Origin of the sequence: Emticicia agri (assembly GCF_004168285.1) — a bacterium.
GTDB lineage: Bacteria > Bacteroidota > Bacteroidia > Cytophagales > Spirosomataceae > Emticicia > Emticicia agri.
The window spans coordinates 61,436-81,149 of record NZ_SEWF01000005.1 but is presented as its reverse complement, the minus strand read 5'-3'; the positions used below and the strand labels follow the sequence as shown (position 1 = coordinate 81,149).

The window sequence follows — 19,714 nt, the reverse complement described above, 5'->3', positions numbered from 1 at the left end:
TCATGATTCATTTTTAGGTAATGGGATTTCTATTTTTGTATGAGTACCTTGTCCAATACTTGTTTTGAATGTAAAAGTACCATTTACCACACTCAGGCGACTCTCTATATTTCTTAAACCCAGACCAGATTTAGGATCTTTCTTCACCGCCTCCAAATCAAATCCTTTGCCATTATCGGTAAAAATAAAAAGAAGTTTACGTGCTTGTGCCGAAAGTTTCAAGGTAATTTCTTGCGCCTCGGCGTGTTTTAAGGCATTATTGACTAACTCCTGTGCTATTCTGTATATCGTCAGTTCAATTTTCTTGTCGAAACGCTGAGTATCTTCTATGCCTTCATGGTTAAAGATAAATAATACTCCTGAGGCTATATGAATCTTCTGGATAAATTCATCGATGGCAGAAATAAGACCGAAGTCTTCTAAAGTACTGGGTACCAATTCGCGTGAAATTCGTCTTACCTGGCTGATAGATTCTTCCAAAAATTCTTTAGTGGTTTTTCCTTGCTCTGTGAGTTCAGCCGATGTATTCAGTTTTTTTATTAGCTGATTAAAACTCATTTTTGTCATTGATAACATAGCTCCTACTTCATCATGCAGGTCTTTGGCTATTCTTCGTCTTTCTACCTCTTGTACCTCTAATGATGATTCCAACAGTTGGCGTTGCATTTCGGCTTTTAATTCCTGTATGGCAACTTTTTGTTCAGCTTGTTTTTGCTTATAATATACTACAAAGAGGATACTAAAGGTAATTAGTACGATAAGACCAGACGAGCCTATAAAAATTAACTGTAAATCACTCATCCTGCTGAGTTTTATTCAAAGATTTGCTATACCAGAACGCCAGAAAGATTGTCAAATGAAATAAAATACTAAGCGCAGAGTTGATAATGCCCCAACTCATCTGAGTAGTAGTTTTAGCTGCTTTTATAAGGAATAAGTTGACAAATAAATTGCCTCCAAAATAAAATAACAGGCCTACACTTACCCAAAAGTAGGGAAATTTTGTAATATTTTCAACCTTTAGATCTTGCAAAAGTTGGTAAAAATAAGCTAACACAATGACAAGCACCAACAGACTTGAAGCAGTATAAGTATAGTTATTGAAAAAAGCAGTTCTAATATCAGTAATTGAGCCCGAGGGGATTTCTAAAATAGAAAAGAAAGTAAAAATACAGGCTGCTACAATAATAAATATCTTCCAGTATTTATGATGTATCAGACTAAAATACAGAAAGGCAATGATATAAAATCCTATAATAGAGTGCCAGTTATAATAAAACAGCGTATGAAAGTTTCTACCCGGCTCTATAAAATAGAGTATATCCGAGGTTACGCCAAAAATGTTTCTGATGAGTGTAACAACCACGTAAGCAGCAAGTATTCTTAATTCTGTACTTAAATATTTTCTTCTGAGAAGAATTATAGCCACAGGAATAAGAATACTTACTTCTGAAACCGTGGAAAAAACCATTAATCCATTCATTCGTTTTCCAAGTCCTTGTTTTTATTTATCCATTTCCAAATGGTGGTTGTGGCGAACCATTCCCTAACCCATTGCCATCTGGTACGTCTTTCAGACTACTCAGATTAATTTCAATGTCTGCTCCGGTTTCATCTACTGCAACTAAAAATAAACGAGGTCTTAATGATGAGTCGTCTGCTCCATCAATTGCACTTGTTGAAATGGCTGACTCTCCTGATTTATTGTCAAAACTTTCGTGAGCTAAACCATAATAAACTCTGATGCCGGCTATGGTATTACTTTTTTCTTTAGCTAAGGTGATTAACTGGTAGATTTTATCAATACCAAAGAACTCTCCTGTTCTTACTTCGCCATTTACCAGAAATTTTGAAGATAGAGAATCTTCTCCTTTGGCTAAATTAACTTCTGCTTTGAATTTGCCTGTAAAGTCTTTTACGTCTTTCAAAGAAAAAAGGTCTCCGAGTTTACTTATTCTTTCACTTAAGAAAGGCCATTGTAGTGCCATAATAGTAAGGTGTTTTAGATTAGATAATAATAAATAGCAGGTATTTTGGCAAAACTTCAAAATACACCCGAAATATATAATGAAGTATTCATATAATGATAGACCGCTTAGTAAAATGCGTAAAAACCCCTAAGAAATTACGGAAAACTACGTTGGCTAAAAAAAGAAAACCTCACTATTGTGTAGAATAGTGAGGTAGTGGAACTGAAACAATCGTACTCAGAAAAAAATTATATTTTTTTCACGTTGACTGCATTCAAACCCTTGCGACCTTCGACAACTTCGTATTCAACATGATCGTTTTCACGAATCTTTCTGCCGCCGAGACCTGTCACGTGAACGAAGATTTCCTGCCCTGAAGCATCGTCAACGATGAAACCAAAGCCTTTAGTCTCGTTGAAGAATTTAACTACACCTGTTTGCATTGAAATAAAAAAAATTATGAGAAAATGAAGAATTGAATTGCAATGTACATATTTTAAATGATAAAACAAGTTTTGTAGAAAATATATTTGGACAAAACTCATATTTATTTGTACAAAAAAGCAAAAGGTTTCATTATTTTTTTGTTGTTTTATTGTTAATTAAGAGATTATTGTTAGATTCGTCATATTTTTGTAAAAACAAAGAAAAATGAATCGCCTGAGATACCTCGTAGAAAACCAACTTTTTGGAGTTTGCTCTCGCTTGGGGGAAAAGCTTAACTTTTCTGCAAGTAGTGTGAGGCTTTATTTTATCTATGCTTCCTTTTTTACATTTGGCTCTCCTATCATCCTATATTTAGTCCTGGCGTTCTGGATGGAGGTGCGTAAGCATTTACGCAGACACAAGAATCCTACCGTCTGGGAGTTTTAAATTCTTCCAATCTCACTCTATATAGTAGCTATTTTGTTAGAAGTATTCCATTGGATATTTTACTCAAAAAATGTACTTTTGAGAAAATGAAATATCTGAACACTTCTAAACAAACACTATGAAGAAAATCCTGTTTTTCCTGCTTTTTTGTGCATTTTCAGGCTTTGCACAAAACACTGATTCACTTCAAATCAGAAAAATTTATGATGAAATTCTGACCAATGGAGAATGTTATAAAACATTAACTTATCTGTGCAAAACCATAGGCCCACGCTTGAGTGGCTCAACTGGCGCAGCAAAAGCTGTACAATACACCAAAAAGGTGATGGAAGATTATGGTTTCGAGAAAGTGTTTCTGCAAGAGGTGATGGTACCGCATTGGGTAAGAGGAGCCAAAGAAGAAGCCTATATTGAAAACGGAAAAGTGAAAACCAAAGTGCCGATTGTTGCTTTAGGTGGGTCGGTAGCAACACCTGCTATTGGTATAAAAGCAGAAGTAATAGAGGTAAAAACCTTTGAAGAACTGAAGGCTTTAGGCGAAGCAAAAGTAAAAGGTAAAATAGTATTATTTAACCGCCCGATGGACCCAACCAAAATTAATACTTTTGAAGCCTATGCCGGAGCCGTAGGGCAACGTGGCAATGGCGCATCAGAAGCGGCTAAATATGGTGCTGTAGGTGCCATAGTACGTTCAATGACTACTTTGCAGGATAATAATCCACATACAGGCGGTATGCGTTATGCACCGGGAATTCCGATGATTCCAACGGCGGCCATTAGTACCAATGGGGCTAATTTGTTAAGCAAACTATTAAAAGAAAACCCGAAACTGAAGTTTTATTTCAAACAGAACTGTCAGACTTTAGATGATGCACCTTCGCACAATGTGGTAGGAGAGATACGCGGTACAGAAAAACCGGATGAGATTATTGTCGTAGGCGGGCACCTTGATTCGTGGGATTTGGCAGAAGGGGCACAGGACGATGGTTCAGGGTGTGTACAGGCTATTGAAGTATTACGTGCCATGAAAGCCTTAGGTATTAAACCCAAACGTACTATCAGAGCCGTGATGTATATGAATGAAGAAAATGGATTGAGAGGAGGGACTAAATATGCTGATTTAGCTAAACAAAACAACGAAAAACACATTGCCGCAATAGAGTCAGATAATGGTGGTTTTACCCCAAGAGGCTTCGGCATGGTAGGTACCAACGAACAGATAGCTAAAGTAACAGTCTATAAAAACCTGTTGGCGCCTTATGGGCTGGCTGAAATCGGCAGAGGTAGCGGTGGCGCAGATATTGGCCCTTTAGGAAATCTGGGTACTTTATTGATTGGTTTTAAACCCGATTCGCAACGTTATTTCGATTTTCATCATGCACAAAATGATAAATTAGATGCTGTGAATGAAAGAGAACTACAATTAGGTGCCGCTTCTATGGCCGCTTTGGTGTATTTGATTGATAAATATGGGTTGTAAGATTATATAATTGTATGTTTTCTGCCACAATGTACACTAAGTTGCACAATTGATAATGAGCAAATTGTGTAACATTTTGTTATCTTTGTTTACATTGTGGCTGTTCTATTTTTAAAATTTATAGCCTCACAACCACTCTTCCCACCTGTCCGCCTTTCAGTATCTTTTTGATTTCTTTTGACAATCCTTTTAATGTAACTATTTTTATAATGTTCTGAATACCTTTCGGTTTCCATTTTTTGGCAAGGTTTTTCCACATCTTTTTTCTCCATTCAAGATCACATTCAGAAGAATCTATACCAAACATAGAAACACCACGCAGGATAAACGGGAAAACAGAAGTTGGTAACTCGGGCGATTGCACTAAGCCACATATACTCACCACTCCATTATATTGCATAGACTTCAGGATAGTTGCCAGCATATTTCCGCCCACAGTATCTACGCATCCGGCATAAATACCTTTCAGCATAGGTTTGCCCGACTGGTCATTGACGGCTTCACGGGAAATAACTTCTTTTGCCCCTAAATTTAAAAGAAATACTTCTCCTTCGGGTTTGCCTGTTACACCTACCACATGAAACCCCAATTTTGCCAGAATCATTACTGTCATTGTGCCTACACCTCCGGTTGCTCCTGTTACAATTACTTTGCCTTTGTCGGATGTAAGCTCGTTTTGTAATAATTTATCAATACACAAAGCGGCTGTTAGCCCGGCTGTACCAAAAATCATACTTTCTTTCAGACGTAAACCTCTTGGTAATTTTACAACCCATCTGGCAGGCACACGAATATATTGTCCGAATCCACCTGCGGTATTCATGCCTAAATCAAAGCCCGTAACAACTACTTGCTCACCTACTGAAAATTCATCAGAACTTGATTCTTCTATGATACCTGCGGCATCAATGCCGGGGGTATGTGGGAAATTTCGGGTAACTCCACGATTACCGATAGAAGAAAGCGCATCTTTATAATTAAGTGAGGAATATTTGACACGTATCAATACTTCTCCGGCAGGTAAATCATCAGTAGAACGTTCTATAATCTGGTTTGAAAATGTTTTATCTGCATTTTCGGTTACATAAAAGGCTTGAAAAGTTGGCATAGTATTCAGTGTTATTTCAGTAAATATGTGAAAAAGTTTATTGCTAATAGAAACAAACCCTTAATTAAAGTTCTAAAGACTTCAGAACAGAGGAAATTAAGTTTCGCAAGGAACTATAAGTAATATTGAAATAATAACAACTAAAATTGTAACCTTGACTAGCCGTCCGCAAAACATCATTTCCTGTTGAGGCGGACGGCTAGTCTACGATTAAAAATCAAGCTAAAAACCAAGAGAAAAAGAAATAGAATATCGGGTTTTTAATTGTATGAGTTTAAATGATGGCTGCTTTTGGGACGCCCAGTCAGGGTTACTTTTTGCAGCAACAAAAAGTACCAGCCCGAGACTAAGCAAGAAGCAATATTATAGTATTAGTCCATTTTTAGATTAACTTTCGTAGGTACCAATGGAACTTTTACAAACAACTTTCAATTGTAAAAAGAAATCAATTTTACAAAATGCCTTATACCTCGAATCCCGACTTACCTACACTCAAATTGCCGTTTGAATGGAATGGAACACCTATTGATGAAAGAGGCAGATTCGTTAATTATGAATTTCCGTTTGTTGATTCATTCAAAGAGGTTTTGCGATGGCAGTTTACCCGAAATCCTCAGAAATCAGAGAAGAAAACAGAACAATGGCGAGCAGAAGTATTGCAAAATCAAGGGTTTCTTGACTCAAAAAAGGATTGTATTGTATGGTTAGGGCATGCTTCTTTCTTTATTCGGCTGGCAGGTATTACTTTTCTGATAGACCCTGTATTATTCAATATTTCTCTCATAAAACGACAATCAGCCTTGCCTGTGTCAGCCGCTGATTTGCGTAATATAGATTATATTTTAGTTTCGCACGACCATCGAGACCATTGTGATGAAAAAAGCCTGAAACTATTAGCGAAAAATAATCCTGATGCTACTTATCTGACAGGTTTGAATTTAGCTCCTGTTATTCAACGATTTACGCATAGTAGTAAAATTCAGACAGCAGGGTGGTTTCAGCAATATGAAACAGCCGAAGCAATAAAAGTCTTTTATGTGCCTTCAAGACATTGGGGCAGGCGTTTTCTGAATGATACCAATCTTCAGTTATGGGGCGGATACATCATTCAGGGAGCGGGTAAGACTATTTATTTTGGAGGTGATTCGGGCTATGGTAAGCATTTTGCAGATATTGCGAGTGTATTTCCTGCCATTGACTTTGCCATGATTGGGATAGGTGCCTATAAACCTGAGTTTTTTATGGGACAAAGCCATACTTCACCCACAGATGCAGTAAAAGCATTTAATGATACCAAAGCAAAAGTGATGATACCCATGCACTACGGCACTTTTGATTTAGCCGATGAACCATTAGGAGACCCTCTAAGGGTAATGCATAAGTTGGAAAAGCAAGGGGCAATTAATGGCGATTTAAAGGCCTTGAAAGTAGGAGAGGTGCTGACCCCCAACCCCTGAAGGGGAGTGAAGACAACATCGGTGCATTAGTTGAAGTTAGCAGTTAAGATTCACTTATGTTATATTGAACCTTGTTGACATTGAATAATTTCAGAATTGTTTCTACATGTACACCCATGCCCACATTAATAAACTGATGCTCGGTGATTTCTTTGTTATCAACTACCACTTTAGGTGAAAACCCCAAGGCTAAGTGAGCGGTTCGGCTTTGGATAGCCCATATATGACTATTGGTATCAAAAATTGGTCCACCACTTTGTCCACGAAATCCGGGTGTAGAGGTTTCAATGAATTTTATTTCAAAAGGACTATTGCCGGAATTGGGTTGTAGCACTTCTCTTGTAAATATTCCATCAATCGGAAAACGAGGAATGGGTAGGGCATTAGGGGCAATCTGAAAAGCGTTGTTAGTTTCATTGAACGTGGCTTTTACCTCATGAAACGGATAGCCTAATTTACAAAGGCTTGTGCCTAAAGCGAGATTATCAGGTTTTTTAAATACAGGATATTGTGGGCAGAACTGCGGATTATAATTGGTCAGTTTGCCAACAGCAATATCATTCTCGGTTAGTAAATGGATATTGCTTATTCCATGTAAATCAGCACCCCACCAGTAAGAATAAGTTCGTATCCATTTTGGATTAAACTTTATTTTAGCTAATTTTTTCTTCTTATCCTGAGACGATAAAAACCTGTTATTTTCTATCTCGCTTACTTCCTGATTATACTGATTTATCTCAATTGCATCCCTCTGTTGTGTCAGCATACTATCAAAAATATGAGCAGCAGTAACAATCCAACCTTCAGGGTTGACAATTACAAAAGTACCTACACTACATTCTACCGTTCCATCGAAGCGAAGTGTTGAGATAAGAACGGGTTGTGTATAATTACTGGCAATTTGGTAGGCTTTGGCAAACATGAGGTTAGTATTTGAAAAAATTCAGGTATAAATAAAGCCCTCGAATTGCTCCGAGGGCTTTGGTATATCATTCAGGCATCTGATTACATCATGCCGCCCATTCCACCACCGTGGCCATGACCACCCATGTCTGGAGCTTTTTCTTCAGGAATATCAGAAACTACAGCTTCTGTAGTTAATAATAAACCTGCGATAGAAGCAGCGTTTTCTAATGCCAAACGAGTTACTTTAGTTGGGTCGATAATACCGGCCGCCAACATATCTTCGTATTTGTCTTCACGAGCGTTGTATCCGAATGAACCTTCGCCACCTTTTACTGCCTGAACAATTACTGAACCTTCGCCACCTGCATTGGCAACGATTGTACGTAATGGAGCTTCAATAGCAGATCTGATGATAGCAATACCTGTTGTTTCGTCGCCGTTAGCACCTTTCAGACCTTCTAAAGCTTTTTGCGCACGGATTAATGCTACACCACCACCTGATACGATACCTTCTTCAACCGCAGCGCGGGTTGCGTGTAGGGCATCATCAACACGGTCTTTTTTCTCTTTCATTTCTACTTCTGTAGCAGCACCAATATAGATGATAGCTACACCACCTGACAATTTAGCCAGACGTTCCTGTAATTTTTCACGATCGTAATCAGAAGTAGTTGATTCGATTTGTGCTTTGATTTGATTTACACGACCTGTGATTTGATCCTGATCACCAGCACCGTTTACAATGGTTGTGTTATCTTTATCAATAATGATTTTATCGCAATGTCCTAAGTAAGACAGGTCAGCGTTTTCTAATTTGAATCCACGTTCCTCAGCAATTACAGTACCACCAGTTAAGATAGCGATATCTTCTAACATTGCTTTACGACGGTCGCCGAAACCCGGAGCTTTTACTGCACAGATTTTCAATGCACCACGGATTTTGTTTACTACTAATGTAGCAAGAGCTTCTCCGTCAACATCTTCAGAGATGATTAACAATGGACGACCAGTTTGTGCTACACCTTCCAATACAGGAAGTAACTCTTTCATTGAAGAGATTTTTTTCTCAGAGATTAAGATGAAAGGTTTTTCTAATTCAACTTCCATTTTCTCCGGGTTAGTTACAAAGTAAGCCGATAAATAACCACGGTCAAACTGCATACCTTCTACTGTTTTTACTTCAGTTTCAGTACCACGAGCTTCTTCAACTGTGATTACACCTTCTTTACCAACTTTTTCCATTGCATGCGCAATCATCTGACCGATTTCATAGTCGTTGTTAGCAGAGATAGTTGCTACTTGTTCGATTTCTTTTGATGTAGAGATAGCTTTTGATTGACCTTTCAACGCATCAACAACGGCAGTAACAGCTTTGTCGATACCACGTTTCAAATCCATTGGGTTTGCACCAGCGGCTACGTTTTTAGCACCTATTGTGTAGATTGCTTGTGCCAGAACAGTAGCAGTTGTTGTACCGTCACCTGCCTGGTCAGCAGTTTTAGAAGCTACTTCTTTCACAAGTTGTGCTCCCATGTTTTCGATCGAATCTTTCAATTCGATTTCTTTTGCTACAGTTACACCGTCTTTAGTGATAGCTGGTGAACCGAATTTTTTATCAAGGATTACGTTACGACCTTTTGGTCCTAAAGTTACTTTTACAGCGTTAGCAAGTGTATCCACCCCACGCTTCAATTTTTCTCTTGCTTCTGTATCAAAAATGATTTGCTTTGCCATGTTGTTTTACTAATGATGAATTAGTGAATAAAATGAGTGAATGATTGAATAGAAATGGAAAATATATGTAGAAAGAGATAATTCTACAATCCACACTATAACGGCGAACTTAAAGTTCTGAAAAAATTAAACGATTGCGTAGATATCTGATTCACGCATGATCAAATACTCTTTACCTTCAACGGTAATTTCAGTTCCAGCATATTTACCGTAAAGTACGCTATCACCTACTTTTACTAAAAGGGGTTCGTCTTTTTTGCCTGGACCTACTGCTACTACAATACCTTTTTGTGGCTTTTCTTTAGCAGTGTCGGGAATGATAATACCGAATGCCGTTTTTTCCTCCGCCGGAGCAGCTTCAATTAATACTCTGTCTGCTAATGGCTTAACGTTTACTGACATAGTTATTTTTGATTTTTTATGGTTTTAATAATTGTACAATTTAAAACCAGACAAATGTGTCTGATAAAGAGATTGCTGACAAATCATCAAGATTTTTGCCAACGAGCCGCAAAGGTACGGTTTTCTGACAAATTTTCAGTATTAACTGACAAAATTGTTAAAAGCATGACACGCCACCAAAAAAGCTGTTATAGAGTTGATGTATAGACGAGAAGATTATTTACTGAACATTTTTTGCAAAGCTGCCCACAAGTCTTTCTTTAATTTGGTATCTGCGGCAATTGCGCTTAATTCGTTGGCTAATAAAAAATCAATAGCTGCTACTGTTCTGATTTGATAAGGTATTAACAATATATCCCAGTTGAGTTTACTAAGCCCGACTCCGAAGCTAATAAATTTGGTCGTAACTTTTTGAGCAATAAAAGATGGGTAATCTATCTGTTGTGTTTTCTGCATCTCTATTAAATCTATTTGCGCTAACGATAAACCAACAGCTTTCAGAATATTACCCAATAAAACTTTTTCATCTTCTGAAATCACTTCAGTCAGTACTAAAACTTTGTGGTTGAGTTTTAAAGGAATAGTAACAGGAACAACAGGTTTAGGTATTTCAACTACCGGAGCAGGAGGTGGCGGAGTAGCTGTGATTTTCGGAGTTGTTGCCGCTGCCGGAGTAACCTCTATCGAAGTGGCTTTTACAGAAGAAATTTCTTTTTTCTCAACTACAATTTCTTTTTCAGAGACTATATTAGTCTGTGGATTTTTGTAAAGGATTTCTTTGTTGAAAAGATATTGGGCAAGTATATGATTCATCTGAAAAATCAGGTCTCTTATTTACAGTGCAGTGCAAAAATAAATATTTTAAGATTCCTTTGTAGAGACGCAATGCTTGCGTCTCCAAGGGTCTATAAAACATGATAAACTCTCTATTGTTTTTATCTCCCAAATTAGATATATGGGATTTTATAGGCCAACGAAGACGCAAGCATTGCGTCTCTACGAAAAAGGAACGTATATTTTACAAATTCAAGAGACTTACAATATATACTATCAAGACACTACCGCTTCTCTCAAAATAACGGCTTCACGGTCAGGGCCGGTAGAGATGAAACTAATCGGAACATCTAATTCGGCTTCTAAATAATTGATATAGTCAGACAATTCTGACGGAATTTCATTATAAGTATGGAAGTCCGCCAACGAGCATTTCCAGCCTTTAAATGATTTGTAGATTGGCTCTACGGTAATATCTGTCAAATCAAATGGCATCTGGTCAGTAAGAGTACCATCAGGCAATTTGTAATGGGTACATACATTGATTTCGTCTAAGAAATTCAATACGTCAACTTTCATCATTATTAATTGTGTAACGCCATTCAGCATAATGCTGTATTTCAACGCAGGTAAATCTAACCAACCTGTGCGACGTGGACGACCAGTAGTAGCACCGAATTCTCTTCCTTCCTGACGAATCGCCTCTCCTAAATCATCATTTAATTCAGTAGGGAATGGGCCGCTACCTACTCTTGTGCAGTAGGCTTTAAAAATGCCATATACTTCACCAATTTGGCGAGGAGCTACACCTAAACCTGAGCAAACACCTGCGGCAGTTGTATTAGAACTGGTTACGAATGGATACGAACCGAAGTCAATATCTAATAAAGAACCTTGTGCTCCTTCAGCTAATATTTTCTGCCCTTTTTTAAGGACATCATTCACAACGTATTCGCTATCAAGAATAGTAAACTCTTTCAGGAATTCGATAGCTGCAAAAAACTCTCTTTCAGATTCTGAAAGGTCATAGCTGAATTCATGAAAATCTAAAACCTGTTTATGTTTTTCTAATAGACTACGATACCTGTCCTCGAAATTAGGAGAAAGAATATCGCCTAATCTTAAACCCTGACGAGCAACTTTATCAGAATAAGCAGGGCCGATACCACGTAGGGTAGAGCCGATTTTTGAATCACCTTTAGCTTTTTCTAAAGCAGCGTCTAATAATCTATGAGTAGGAATAATGATAGCTGTCTTTTTTGAAATAATCAGGTTTTTGCGTAAATCAAGATTATATTTAGCCAGGCCTTCTATTTCTCTACGGAAAACGATTGGGTCAAGCACCACACCATTACCGATAATATTCAGACAATCGGCACGGAAAATGCCTGATGGAATCTGGTGAAGCACGTGTTTGATGCCATCAAATTCAAGGGTATGTCCGGCATTCGGGCCACCTTGAAAACGGGCAACAACCTGATAATCAGGGGCAAGCACATCAACAATTTTTCCTTTGCCTTCATCGCCCCATTGTAAACCTAAAAGTATATCAATCATTATTGGTTAAAAAGACTATGTCTGTAATATATAAATTAGAAAATATTAAGCTTTGTTTTCGCATTTCTCACGCTGACAATTACCGTAGAATATCAGCGAATGGTGCATGACCTTAAACTGGAGCATATCGCCTACCATGCTTTGTATATTTTGTACCCGAGGGTCGCAGAATTCCATCACCTTATGGCAGTCTACACAAATCAGATGGTCATGTTGTTTATAGCCATAAGCTTTTTCGTACTGAGCCAGATTTTTGCCAAACTGGTGTTTAGTTACTAAATCACATTCCACTAATAAATCAAGTGTATTATAAACGGTGGCTCTGCTAACCTGGTATTTTTTGTTTTTCATAGAAATATACAAGTCTTCAACCTCAAAGTGGTCGTCACGAGAGTATATTTCTTCCAATATCGCATATCTTTCCGGGGTTTTCCGAAGCTGTTTTGCTTCAAGATAAGCAGTAAAAATACGCTTGGCCGAGTCAAAATTTGATGGATTAGGAACCATATTGTTCGCTTTGTTTGACTGTTATTTTGGTGTGAAGTTACAAAGAAAATAGATACGAACAGATAAATATATAGATGAAAGATTATTTTCTGAAAATAAATATACAAGCATTGAGTAAAAACCAATGCTTGTATAAGTCGGCCATTTATCTGTAAATGATATATTACCAGGTATTTTCTAAGTCTTTTTTTACGTAGGTATGATTTCTTTCATCATACGCACTGGTTGCTGGTTTTTTCAGTTTTAAGGCATCGTCTTTTTTGAAAATACGCATCAAAAGAGCAATGGGTGTTAAGAAAATGAAAAAAATCAGACTTAATAAAACGGTAGAGTTAATTCTGCCCAGTATTTCGGCAAATTTCAGCCATACCCAGGCAATTTTTTCAGCAACAAAACTGGAAAATACGCCTAATAAGCCTATTACAAGTGCCGCAATAAGTAAGCCCTCCAGTTTGAAAAAGTAAAAAAATACTAATAGTCCTACTACAATTGTCAGGACAATCTCTTTATTGTTTTGTTGTTTCATTGCTTAAAATAACGTATAAATAAACGGAGCAATAGCCGAGCCGCCACCAATTACAATCAATACCCCAATTAGTAATAATACTACTATCATTGGCATAAGCCACCATTTTTTTCGTTCTTTTAAGAAATTCCAAAGGTCTTGTAAAAAATCCATGATTTCACTCCCTTCCCTGAAGGGATTTGTTTAAAGTTTGGTTAGTTTTTAGGGACGCAAAACTAATCTAATTTGTATTCATCTTTCCATGATTCTGATTCAGTCCATTTTGGTTGGAATTTCTTGTCAAAAATAAAATTCCCAACGACTAAATAGTCCATTTCTGTACGCATAAGGCACTTGTAAGCATCTTCTGGCGTACAAACAATAGGCTCGCCACGCACGTTAAAGCTGGTATTTACGATAACGCCATAGCCTGTCTGTTTCTTGAATTCATTGATGAGTGTCCAATAGCGTGGATTAGTTTCCTGATGAACAGTTTGAATACGTGCAGAATAATCAATATGGGTTATTGAAGGTAAATCTGAGCGTAAGAAGTACAGCTTTTCCATCATTGGCAAATCTTCATAATCGGCCGGAAAAGCATTTCTTCTTTTTGGATTTACTCCATGTACCAATAGCATATAAGGCGAAGGCGTTTCACATTCAAAATAGTCTTCTACATCTTCTGCCAGAACAGATGGGGCAAAAGGGCGGAATCCTTCTCTGTATTTGATTTTTAAATTCAGTTTTTTCTGCATTTCAGAGTTACGGGCATCACCTAAAATACTTCGGCCACCCAAAGCTCTCGGGCCAAACTCCATACGTCCCTGAAACCAGCCTATTACATTGCCCTCTGCCAGTAATTCAGCAGTTTTGCTGGCTAATTTGTCAAAATTTTCGAAATACTGATAGTGAGCCTCATACTTTTTAGCCATTTGCTTCACTTCCATATCTGAGTACTCAGGACCCAGATAAGAGCCTTGCATTTCGTCTAAAGTATTTGGGGTCAGTTTGCGCTCCTGATTAAAATAGATATAATAAGCAGCCAAAGCAGCACCTAATGCCCCTCCGGCATCACCAGCCGCAGGTTGAATATAAAGATTGTCGAAAATATTCGTTTTTTGTAGTTTACCGTTTGCTACGCAATTTAGTGCTACCCCACCTGCCATACACAGGTTTTTAGAGCCGGTCAATCGTTTTGCTTCTTCGGCCATTTTAATTACTACCTCTTCGGTTACTTCCTGAATAGCCAGCGCAAAGTCGCAGTGTATCTGCTCCAAAAGACTTTCTGACTCACGGCGTTTGAAACCTAAAAGTTGTTCCCACTTGTCATCAAATACCATTCTCAGACCTGTGGCATAATTAAAATATTCCTGATTCAGCCATATTGAGCCATCGGGTTTTATTTCTACCAACACATTTCTGATTAGGTCAACAAACTTGGCTACTTGAGCCGACCCATGATTGCCATAAGGAGCTAAGCCCATCAGTTTGTATTCACCTGAGTTTACCTTAAATCCACAATAGTAGGTAACTGCCGAATAAAGGAGCCCTAATGAATGCGGAAAACGTAACTCTTTCAAGATAGTCATCTGATTGCCTTTCCCATGACAGATGGAAGCAGTTGCCCACTCACCAACACCATCAATGGTTAGTATGGCGGCATCTTCAAAAGGGGCAGGGTAATAAGCACTGGCTGCATGTGAAAGATGATGCTCAGGGAAAAGTAATTTGGCCTTTTTCTTACTATAATTTCCGATTTTCTCTAATTCTTCATGAAGCATCCTTTTCAGGAACATCTTCTCTTTAAGCCATACCGGAATTGAAGTAAGAAAAGATTGAAGACCTCTTGGTGAGAAACCGTAATAAGTCTCTAACAGACGTTCAAATTTTAACAAAGGTTTATCATAGAAAACAATGGCATCTACTTTGTCTAAAGTTACGCCGCTGTATTCTAAGCAAAATTTCACCGCATTCGTCGGGAACGCCGGGTCATGTTTTATTCTTGTAAATCTTTCTTCTTGGGCTGCTGCGAGTATTTCGCCATTTTTTATGAGAGCTGCTGCGGAATCGTGATAGAATGCAGAAATTCCTAAAATTGTCATGTATCTATTTTTCGGGAAATTTTTAGTCCGTCTATAAATTGGAATGCAAATATAGAGATTTTAGAGTCTTTCTAATATTAATTATTATTAAATATGCCAAAATTTTATTGAGTAGAGATTTTTGATTAGTTTTAAGCCGTTTATTAATCGTTAATACAGATTTAAAGTGAAGTCTAAAAATTTGGTTCTGGGACTGGTTTCCTTCCTGTTATTTTATATTATTCTTGAATTATTCTCTCGTATTGCTCTGTCATTTTTAGGTTTTTCTTTTTTTAATCCCAAGAGTTTTTTAGTTGATAATTACTATAAAGAACTTAAAAAACCTTTGGAAACCAATATCAGCAAAGATGATGGTTATAAAGATATTCTTATATTAGGGGGGTCGGTTATCAGTCCATTATGGAGCCGTATGGATACCCGTCTGGATAGTTTACTGGCCGCAAAAAAAGTAAGGGTTTTTGATGTGGCTATTCCGGGACATACTTCTTTAGACAATGCCATTAAATACGATTTATTAAAAGATAAAGAATTTGACCTCGTAATTTACTACGAAGCCATTAATGAAAATCGGGCTAATAATATTAAGCCTGAATTATTCAGGGAAGATTATTCTCAGATGGAGTGGTATCATCATATAGGGTTGATAAGAAAACACCCTGAACTTAATTTTACTACTTTACCTTATTTAATTCATAAAGCAATAGTTACCATTGCACGGAAAGTTACCCGAACTCCTTTTCTTGAAAATGATAATGTGCGGAAAGAAAATCGTCCGTATGGAAGCGATATAAAAACAGCAGTGCCTTATAAGAAAAACTTAGAGGATATTATTGCCTTGTCGGAAAAAAAGGAAGAAAAATTGTTATTGATGGCTTATACTTCTTTTTTTCCTGATGTAAATTTTTTAGGCGACCCGTCTGATGCACAATATTTTGCTAAAAATTGTCAGAGAGCAGCTATTGTTACTGTATGGGGCGATACAAAAAATACCCAAAAGGGAATAGGCGTGCACAACGAAATTTTAACAAAACTTGCCAATGAGCATAAGACCTATTATTTAGATATGCGCAAAGTAATACCTCAGGAAGTAGATTGCTTTTGCGATATATGTCACCTGAGCGAGAAAGGATGCAGAATATTTGCAGATGCATTAGCCAACTATATTACCACAAATCATATACTGGAAGGTAAACCAAAGATATAGATAGGCACAACCCTTGCCGTTATGTTGTAAAACCAGATTAGTAGCTCTAATCTGGTTTTATTGTATTAGAACCTGAGCGTAAAACCTATGCCGTTGCTTTCAGTAATACCCAGATTTACTTTTTGTATAAAAGACGCCAGCGGTTTCTGGTTTTTTGAGCCGGCATTATAAATATCTACAGAATGGCGTATTAATTCGTTTGATGACTCGATAATACATAACCCTGCTGCTGCTATACCTACACCTGCCAGTACTTGGGGTAAACTGCGTATTTTATAATTCACTTCTCTTCCTCTTACCATTGCTGTTGCATCCTGCCCCTTCAAGCCTATGGCCGCTAAACCTATACCTGCAATAAACACTACAGGACCAACCGGGTTCATGGCACGCCCCCAGTTATATTTGGCTTTAGATTGCGAGGCCTCCTGATATAAACTCAGAACTCTGTCATTAGAAAGTTTAAAGCCATTTCTATAAATTTTTGTAGTCAGAAATGCTCTTTTGGTAGTAAGGCTATCTAAGGTCTGAGCAGAGGTATGAATGCTAATGGCTACAAGAATTAATAGAATAGCAAATGATTTCATTGAAGAGTATGGTTATGTTTGGTCTAAAGATGTTCAGATTCATTTTTCTGCATCAACACGTGTTACCTGATTAACCCCTTCTATTTCCCCTAAAGATTTCATCAGTGTTTCCAAATGGCGTGTATCCTGCACATATAATTTTATATCACCCGTAAATATACCATCATTTGTATCAACTGCCAAAGAACGCATGTTAATATGTAGCTCGCTTGAGATTACTTTAGAAATGTCCTGAATCATGCCCATACGGTCAATACCATCTAAATGTACGGTTGCTACAAAGGCTTTCGCCACCTGCGACGACCAACGGGCTTTAATAACCCGATTGCCATATTGCGACAATAACTGTTGTGCATTAGGGCAGGAATTCCGATGGATTTTGATGCCTTCATTTACAGTCAGGAATCCAAAAACGTCATCGCCGGGAATTGGATTACAACAACGGGCTAAGGTAAAATCAATTTCCTGTAAATCATCACCAATAAATAGGGTGTCGTTGCCTTTTACTTTCTTAATTTCTTTTTCAAAACTCTTGGCATCAATAAAAGCCTTATTGTCTATTTCAATTTTTGCCTGCTTATTTAAACGAGCCTCTCTGTCTGCCTTAAATTTCTTGATTTCATCAGGATTAATATAAGCCTTGCCAAAAGCATAGTAAAGGTCGTTATAATCTTTTTTATTAAAATAGGCTCGTAACTGATTAAGGGTTTCGAGGTTGTTTTCTAACCCTAAAATCTTGAATTTTTTGGTGATTATTTCTTTTCCATCACTATAATAAACTTTATTTTCTTCTTTCAGTAAGTCTTTAATACGGGCTTTGGCCTTAGTGGTAGTAACAAACCTGAGCCAGTCTTCTGAGGGTTTTTGGTTTTTGGTAGTTAATATTTCTACCTGGTCGCCGTTCTGTAAAGTATAACTAATAGGCACTAACTGGTTATTTACTTTTCCGGCTGTACATTTTTTCCCTATATCGGTATGAATCTCAAAAGCAAAATCGAGTACAGTAGCTCCTTTTCTTAATACCTTTAAATCACCTTTAGGTGTAAAAACAAAAACTTCTTCATTATAAAAATTCCCCCTGAAATCTTCTAAAAACTCAATAGCTGATTTATCGCCCGATTGCAACGTTTCCCGTACCTGATTAATCCATCGGTCAAGCGGAGCATTCATTGAGGTATCGTTGCCTTTATATTTAAAGTGAGCGGCATAACCTCTTTCCGAAATTTCATCCATGCGCTCGGTACGAATCTGTACTTCTACCCATTGGCCTGTCTGGCTCATCACAGTTGTATGCAAAGACTCATACCCATTAGCTTTAGGAATAGAAATCCAGTCTTTCAGTCGGTCAGGATTGGGTTTATACTGGTCAGTTACAATAGAATATACCTGCCAGCAGGCCGATTTCTCTTTTTCAGGTGAAACATTCTGTAAAATTACCCGAATGGCAAACAAATCGAAGATTTCCTCAAAAGGTGTATTCTGTTTCTTTATCTTGTTCCAGATTGAATAAATATGCTTGGGGCGGCCTTTAATGATAAACTCAAGGCCATTGTCATGTATTTTCTTTTTGAGGGGTTTAATAAAATTATCAATAAATCTATCACGTGTCGATTTGGTACTTTTGAGCTTTTGGGCAATGTCTTTAAACATTTCAGGCTCTGTATATTTGAGGTAAAGGTCTTCAAGCTCTGATTTTATCTTGTACAAACCCAAACGGTGGGCAAGCGGTGCATAGATAAAAATAGTTTCATGAGCAATTTTTAACTGAGAGTTGCGGGCCATACTGCCAAGTGTACGCATATTATGCAGGCGGTCAGCCAGTTTTATCAGAATCACACGCACATCTTCCGAAAGCGTAATCAGCATCTTACGGAAATTTTCGGCTTGTGCAGAAGTGCCTTGCTCAAAATTGCCTGAGATTTTGGTAAGGCCATCAATAATACGGGCTACTTTCGGACCAAAATCTTTTTCAATTTCTTTCAGGGTCATATCTGTGTCTTCTACCACGTCATGTAGTAAAGCACAGATAATAGAAGTAGCCCCTAATCCGATTTCTTCTACACATATCTGCGCTACTTCTAAAGGATGATAAATGTAGGGTTCTCCTGATTTCCGCCGCATATCTTTATGGGCTTCTACCGCAATTGTAAAGGCTTTCTTTATCTGTTTGGCATCGTCTTCTTTCAGGGTAGGTTTGGCTGCCCGAAGTAATCGACGATACTTTGTTAATATCTCCGCTCTTTCTTTCTCAAGGTCTATCATTGGCTCATACTGACGACTGGTTTCCACTTTTTCTGCTATTACTCCCGACATTATTGTTGTTTTATTGTGTACCTAAAGACTAATATAATCAATGGTTGGCTTAAGCGCAAATAATTTTTCAACATACTCTTGATGCAATCTAAATAAAGTATCCGGATTTTCACTTTTTCGGAGGTAGAAAAAAAAGTTTGAAAAAAAATAAAGTTTTTTTTCAAATGGGTTGACATGAATAAAAAAACTGATTACCTTTGCAGCCCGATTCAGTTACAACTAAACGGAAACGAGCGAT

General features: G+C 37.6%; 20 protein-coding genes. 4 read left to right on the top strand and 16 right to left on the bottom strand.

All coding sequences use genetic code 11. The features are described 5' to 3' along the window. From EWM59_RS04585 to EWM59_RS04570, 4 genes are all read right to left on the bottom strand, one after another. Positions 1-801: a sensor histidine kinase gene (locus EWM59_RS04585; RefSeq protein WP_130019765.1), complete on the bottom strand. Its 801-nt coding sequence runs from the start codon at positions 799-801 to the stop codon at positions 1-3. Then, a complete protein-coding gene (locus EWM59_RS04580; protein WP_130019764.1) occupies positions 794-1,483 on the bottom strand; it encodes a hypothetical protein in 690 nt (229 codons plus the stop codon). The genes EWM59_RS04585 and EWM59_RS04580 overlap by 8 nt, the downstream gene beginning before the upstream one ends. Positions 1,484-1,508: 25 nt before the next feature. Then, a complete protein-coding gene (locus tag EWM59_RS04575; protein ID WP_130019763.1) occupies positions 1,509-1,988 on the bottom strand; it encodes a hypothetical protein in 480 nt (159 codons plus the stop codon). A 230-nt stretch (positions 1,989-2,218) separates the two neighbouring features. Continuing rightward, positions 2,219-2,413, bottom strand: coding sequence for a cold-shock protein (locus EWM59_RS04570; protein ID WP_130019762.1), 195 nt, complete (start codon positions 2,411-2,413; stop codon positions 2,219-2,221). 208 nt (positions 2,414-2,621) lie between these two features. Here EWM59_RS04570 and EWM59_RS04565 point away from each other — a divergent pair, with 208 nt between their 5' ends. Together EWM59_RS04565 and EWM59_RS04560 are read left to right on the top strand one after the other, a co-directional pair. Continuing rightward, positions 2,622-2,843 carry a PspC domain-containing protein gene (locus EWM59_RS04565; protein WP_116985183.1) on the top strand — a complete coding sequence of 74 codons (222 nt, stop codon included), beginning with the start codon at positions 2,622-2,624 and terminating at the stop codon, positions 2,841-2,843. Positions 2,844-2,961: 118 nt separating this feature from the next. Next, the gene (locus tag EWM59_RS04560) at positions 2,962-4,323 is read left to right on the top strand and encodes a M20/M25/M40 family metallo-hydrolase (protein ID WP_130019761.1); all 1,362 of its coding nucleotides are present in this window, start codon (positions 2,962-2,964) and stop codon (positions 4,321-4,323) included. A gap of 118 nt (positions 4,324-4,441) precedes the next feature. Here the strand turns inward: EWM59_RS04560 and EWM59_RS04555 are convergent, their stop codons facing one another. Further along, the gene (locus tag EWM59_RS04555) at positions 4,442-5,431 is read right to left on the bottom strand and encodes a YhdH/YhfP family quinone oxidoreductase (RefSeq protein ID WP_130019760.1); all 990 of its coding nucleotides are present in this window, start codon (positions 5,429-5,431) and stop codon (positions 4,442-4,444) included. Between the two features lie 458 nt (positions 5,432-5,889). Between EWM59_RS04555 and EWM59_RS04550 the strand changes: the two genes are divergently transcribed. Further along, positions 5,890-6,888, top strand: a complete 999-nt coding sequence (locus tag EWM59_RS04550) for an MBL fold metallo-hydrolase (RefSeq protein ID WP_130019759.1) — start codon at positions 5,890-5,892, stop codon at positions 6,886-6,888. A 43-nt stretch (positions 6,889-6,931) separates the two neighbouring features. On the opposite strand, the gene EWM59_RS04545 is transcribed toward EWM59_RS04550, so the two are convergent. The 9 genes from EWM59_RS04545 to EWM59_RS04510 form a co-directional block, all read right to left on the bottom strand. After that, positions 6,932-7,810 (bottom strand): S1 family peptidase, encoded by an 879-nt coding sequence (locus tag EWM59_RS04545; RefSeq protein ID WP_130019758.1) that lies wholly within the window; start codon positions 7,808-7,810, stop codon positions 6,932-6,934. 83 nt (positions 7,811-7,893) lie between these two features. Continuing rightward, entirely contained in the window at positions 7,894-9,528 is a 1,635-nt protein-coding gene (groL, locus tag EWM59_RS04540; RefSeq protein WP_130019757.1) for a chaperonin GroEL, read from the bottom strand. Between the two features lie 126 nt (positions 9,529-9,654). After that, entirely contained in the window at positions 9,655-9,930 is a 276-nt protein-coding gene (locus EWM59_RS04535) for a co-chaperone GroES (RefSeq protein WP_101725194.1), read from the bottom strand. Positions 9,931-10,146: 216 nt separating this feature from the next. After that, on the bottom strand, positions 10,147-10,743 hold the full coding sequence (locus EWM59_RS04530) for a hypothetical protein (protein WP_130019756.1): 597 nt from the start codon (positions 10,741-10,743) through the stop codon (positions 10,147-10,149). Positions 10,744-10,980: 237 nt separating this feature from the next. Then, a complete protein-coding gene (locus EWM59_RS04525; protein ID WP_130019755.1) occupies positions 10,981-12,261 on the bottom strand; it encodes an adenylosuccinate synthase in 1,281 nt (426 codons plus the stop codon). Positions 12,262-12,306: 45 nt separating this feature from the next. Continuing rightward, entirely contained in the window at positions 12,307-12,768 is a 462-nt protein-coding gene (locus EWM59_RS04520; protein ID WP_130019754.1) for a Fur family transcriptional regulator, read from the bottom strand. 163 nt (positions 12,769-12,931) lie between these two features. After that, positions 12,932-13,294, bottom strand: coding sequence for an SxtJ family membrane protein (locus EWM59_RS04515; protein WP_130019753.1), 363 nt, complete (start codon positions 13,292-13,294; stop codon positions 12,932-12,934). 3 nt (positions 13,295-13,297) lie between these two features. Further along, positions 13,298-13,447 carry a DUF5989 family protein gene (locus EWM59_RS27565; RefSeq protein ID WP_165372095.1) on the bottom strand — a complete coding sequence of 50 codons (150 nt, stop codon included), beginning with the start codon at positions 13,445-13,447 and terminating at the stop codon, positions 13,298-13,300. Between the two features lie 62 nt (positions 13,448-13,509). After that, positions 13,510-15,375 carry a carbamoyltransferase family protein gene (locus EWM59_RS04510; RefSeq protein ID WP_130019752.1) on the bottom strand — a complete coding sequence of 622 codons (1,866 nt, stop codon included), beginning with the start codon at positions 15,373-15,375 and terminating at the stop codon, positions 13,510-13,512. Positions 15,376-15,541: 166 nt separating this feature from the next. Between EWM59_RS04510 and EWM59_RS04505 the strand changes: the two genes are divergently transcribed. Further along, positions 15,542-16,579, top strand: coding sequence for an SGNH/GDSL hydrolase family protein (locus EWM59_RS04505; protein ID WP_130019751.1), 1,038 nt, complete (start codon positions 15,542-15,544; stop codon positions 16,577-16,579). 65 nt (positions 16,580-16,644) lie between these two features. Here the strand turns inward: EWM59_RS04505 and EWM59_RS04500 are convergent, their stop codons facing one another. Beyond that, entirely contained in the window at positions 16,645-17,163 is a 519-nt protein-coding gene (locus tag EWM59_RS04500) for a hypothetical protein (protein ID WP_130019750.1), read from the bottom strand. Positions 17,164-17,202: 39 nt separating this feature from the next. Continuing rightward, complete coding sequence (locus EWM59_RS04495; RefSeq protein WP_130019749.1) at positions 17,203-19,476, bottom strand: RelA/SpoT family protein; 2,274 nt, start codon at positions 19,474-19,476, stop codon at positions 17,203-17,205. Positions 19,477-19,714: the final 238 nt, after the last annotated feature.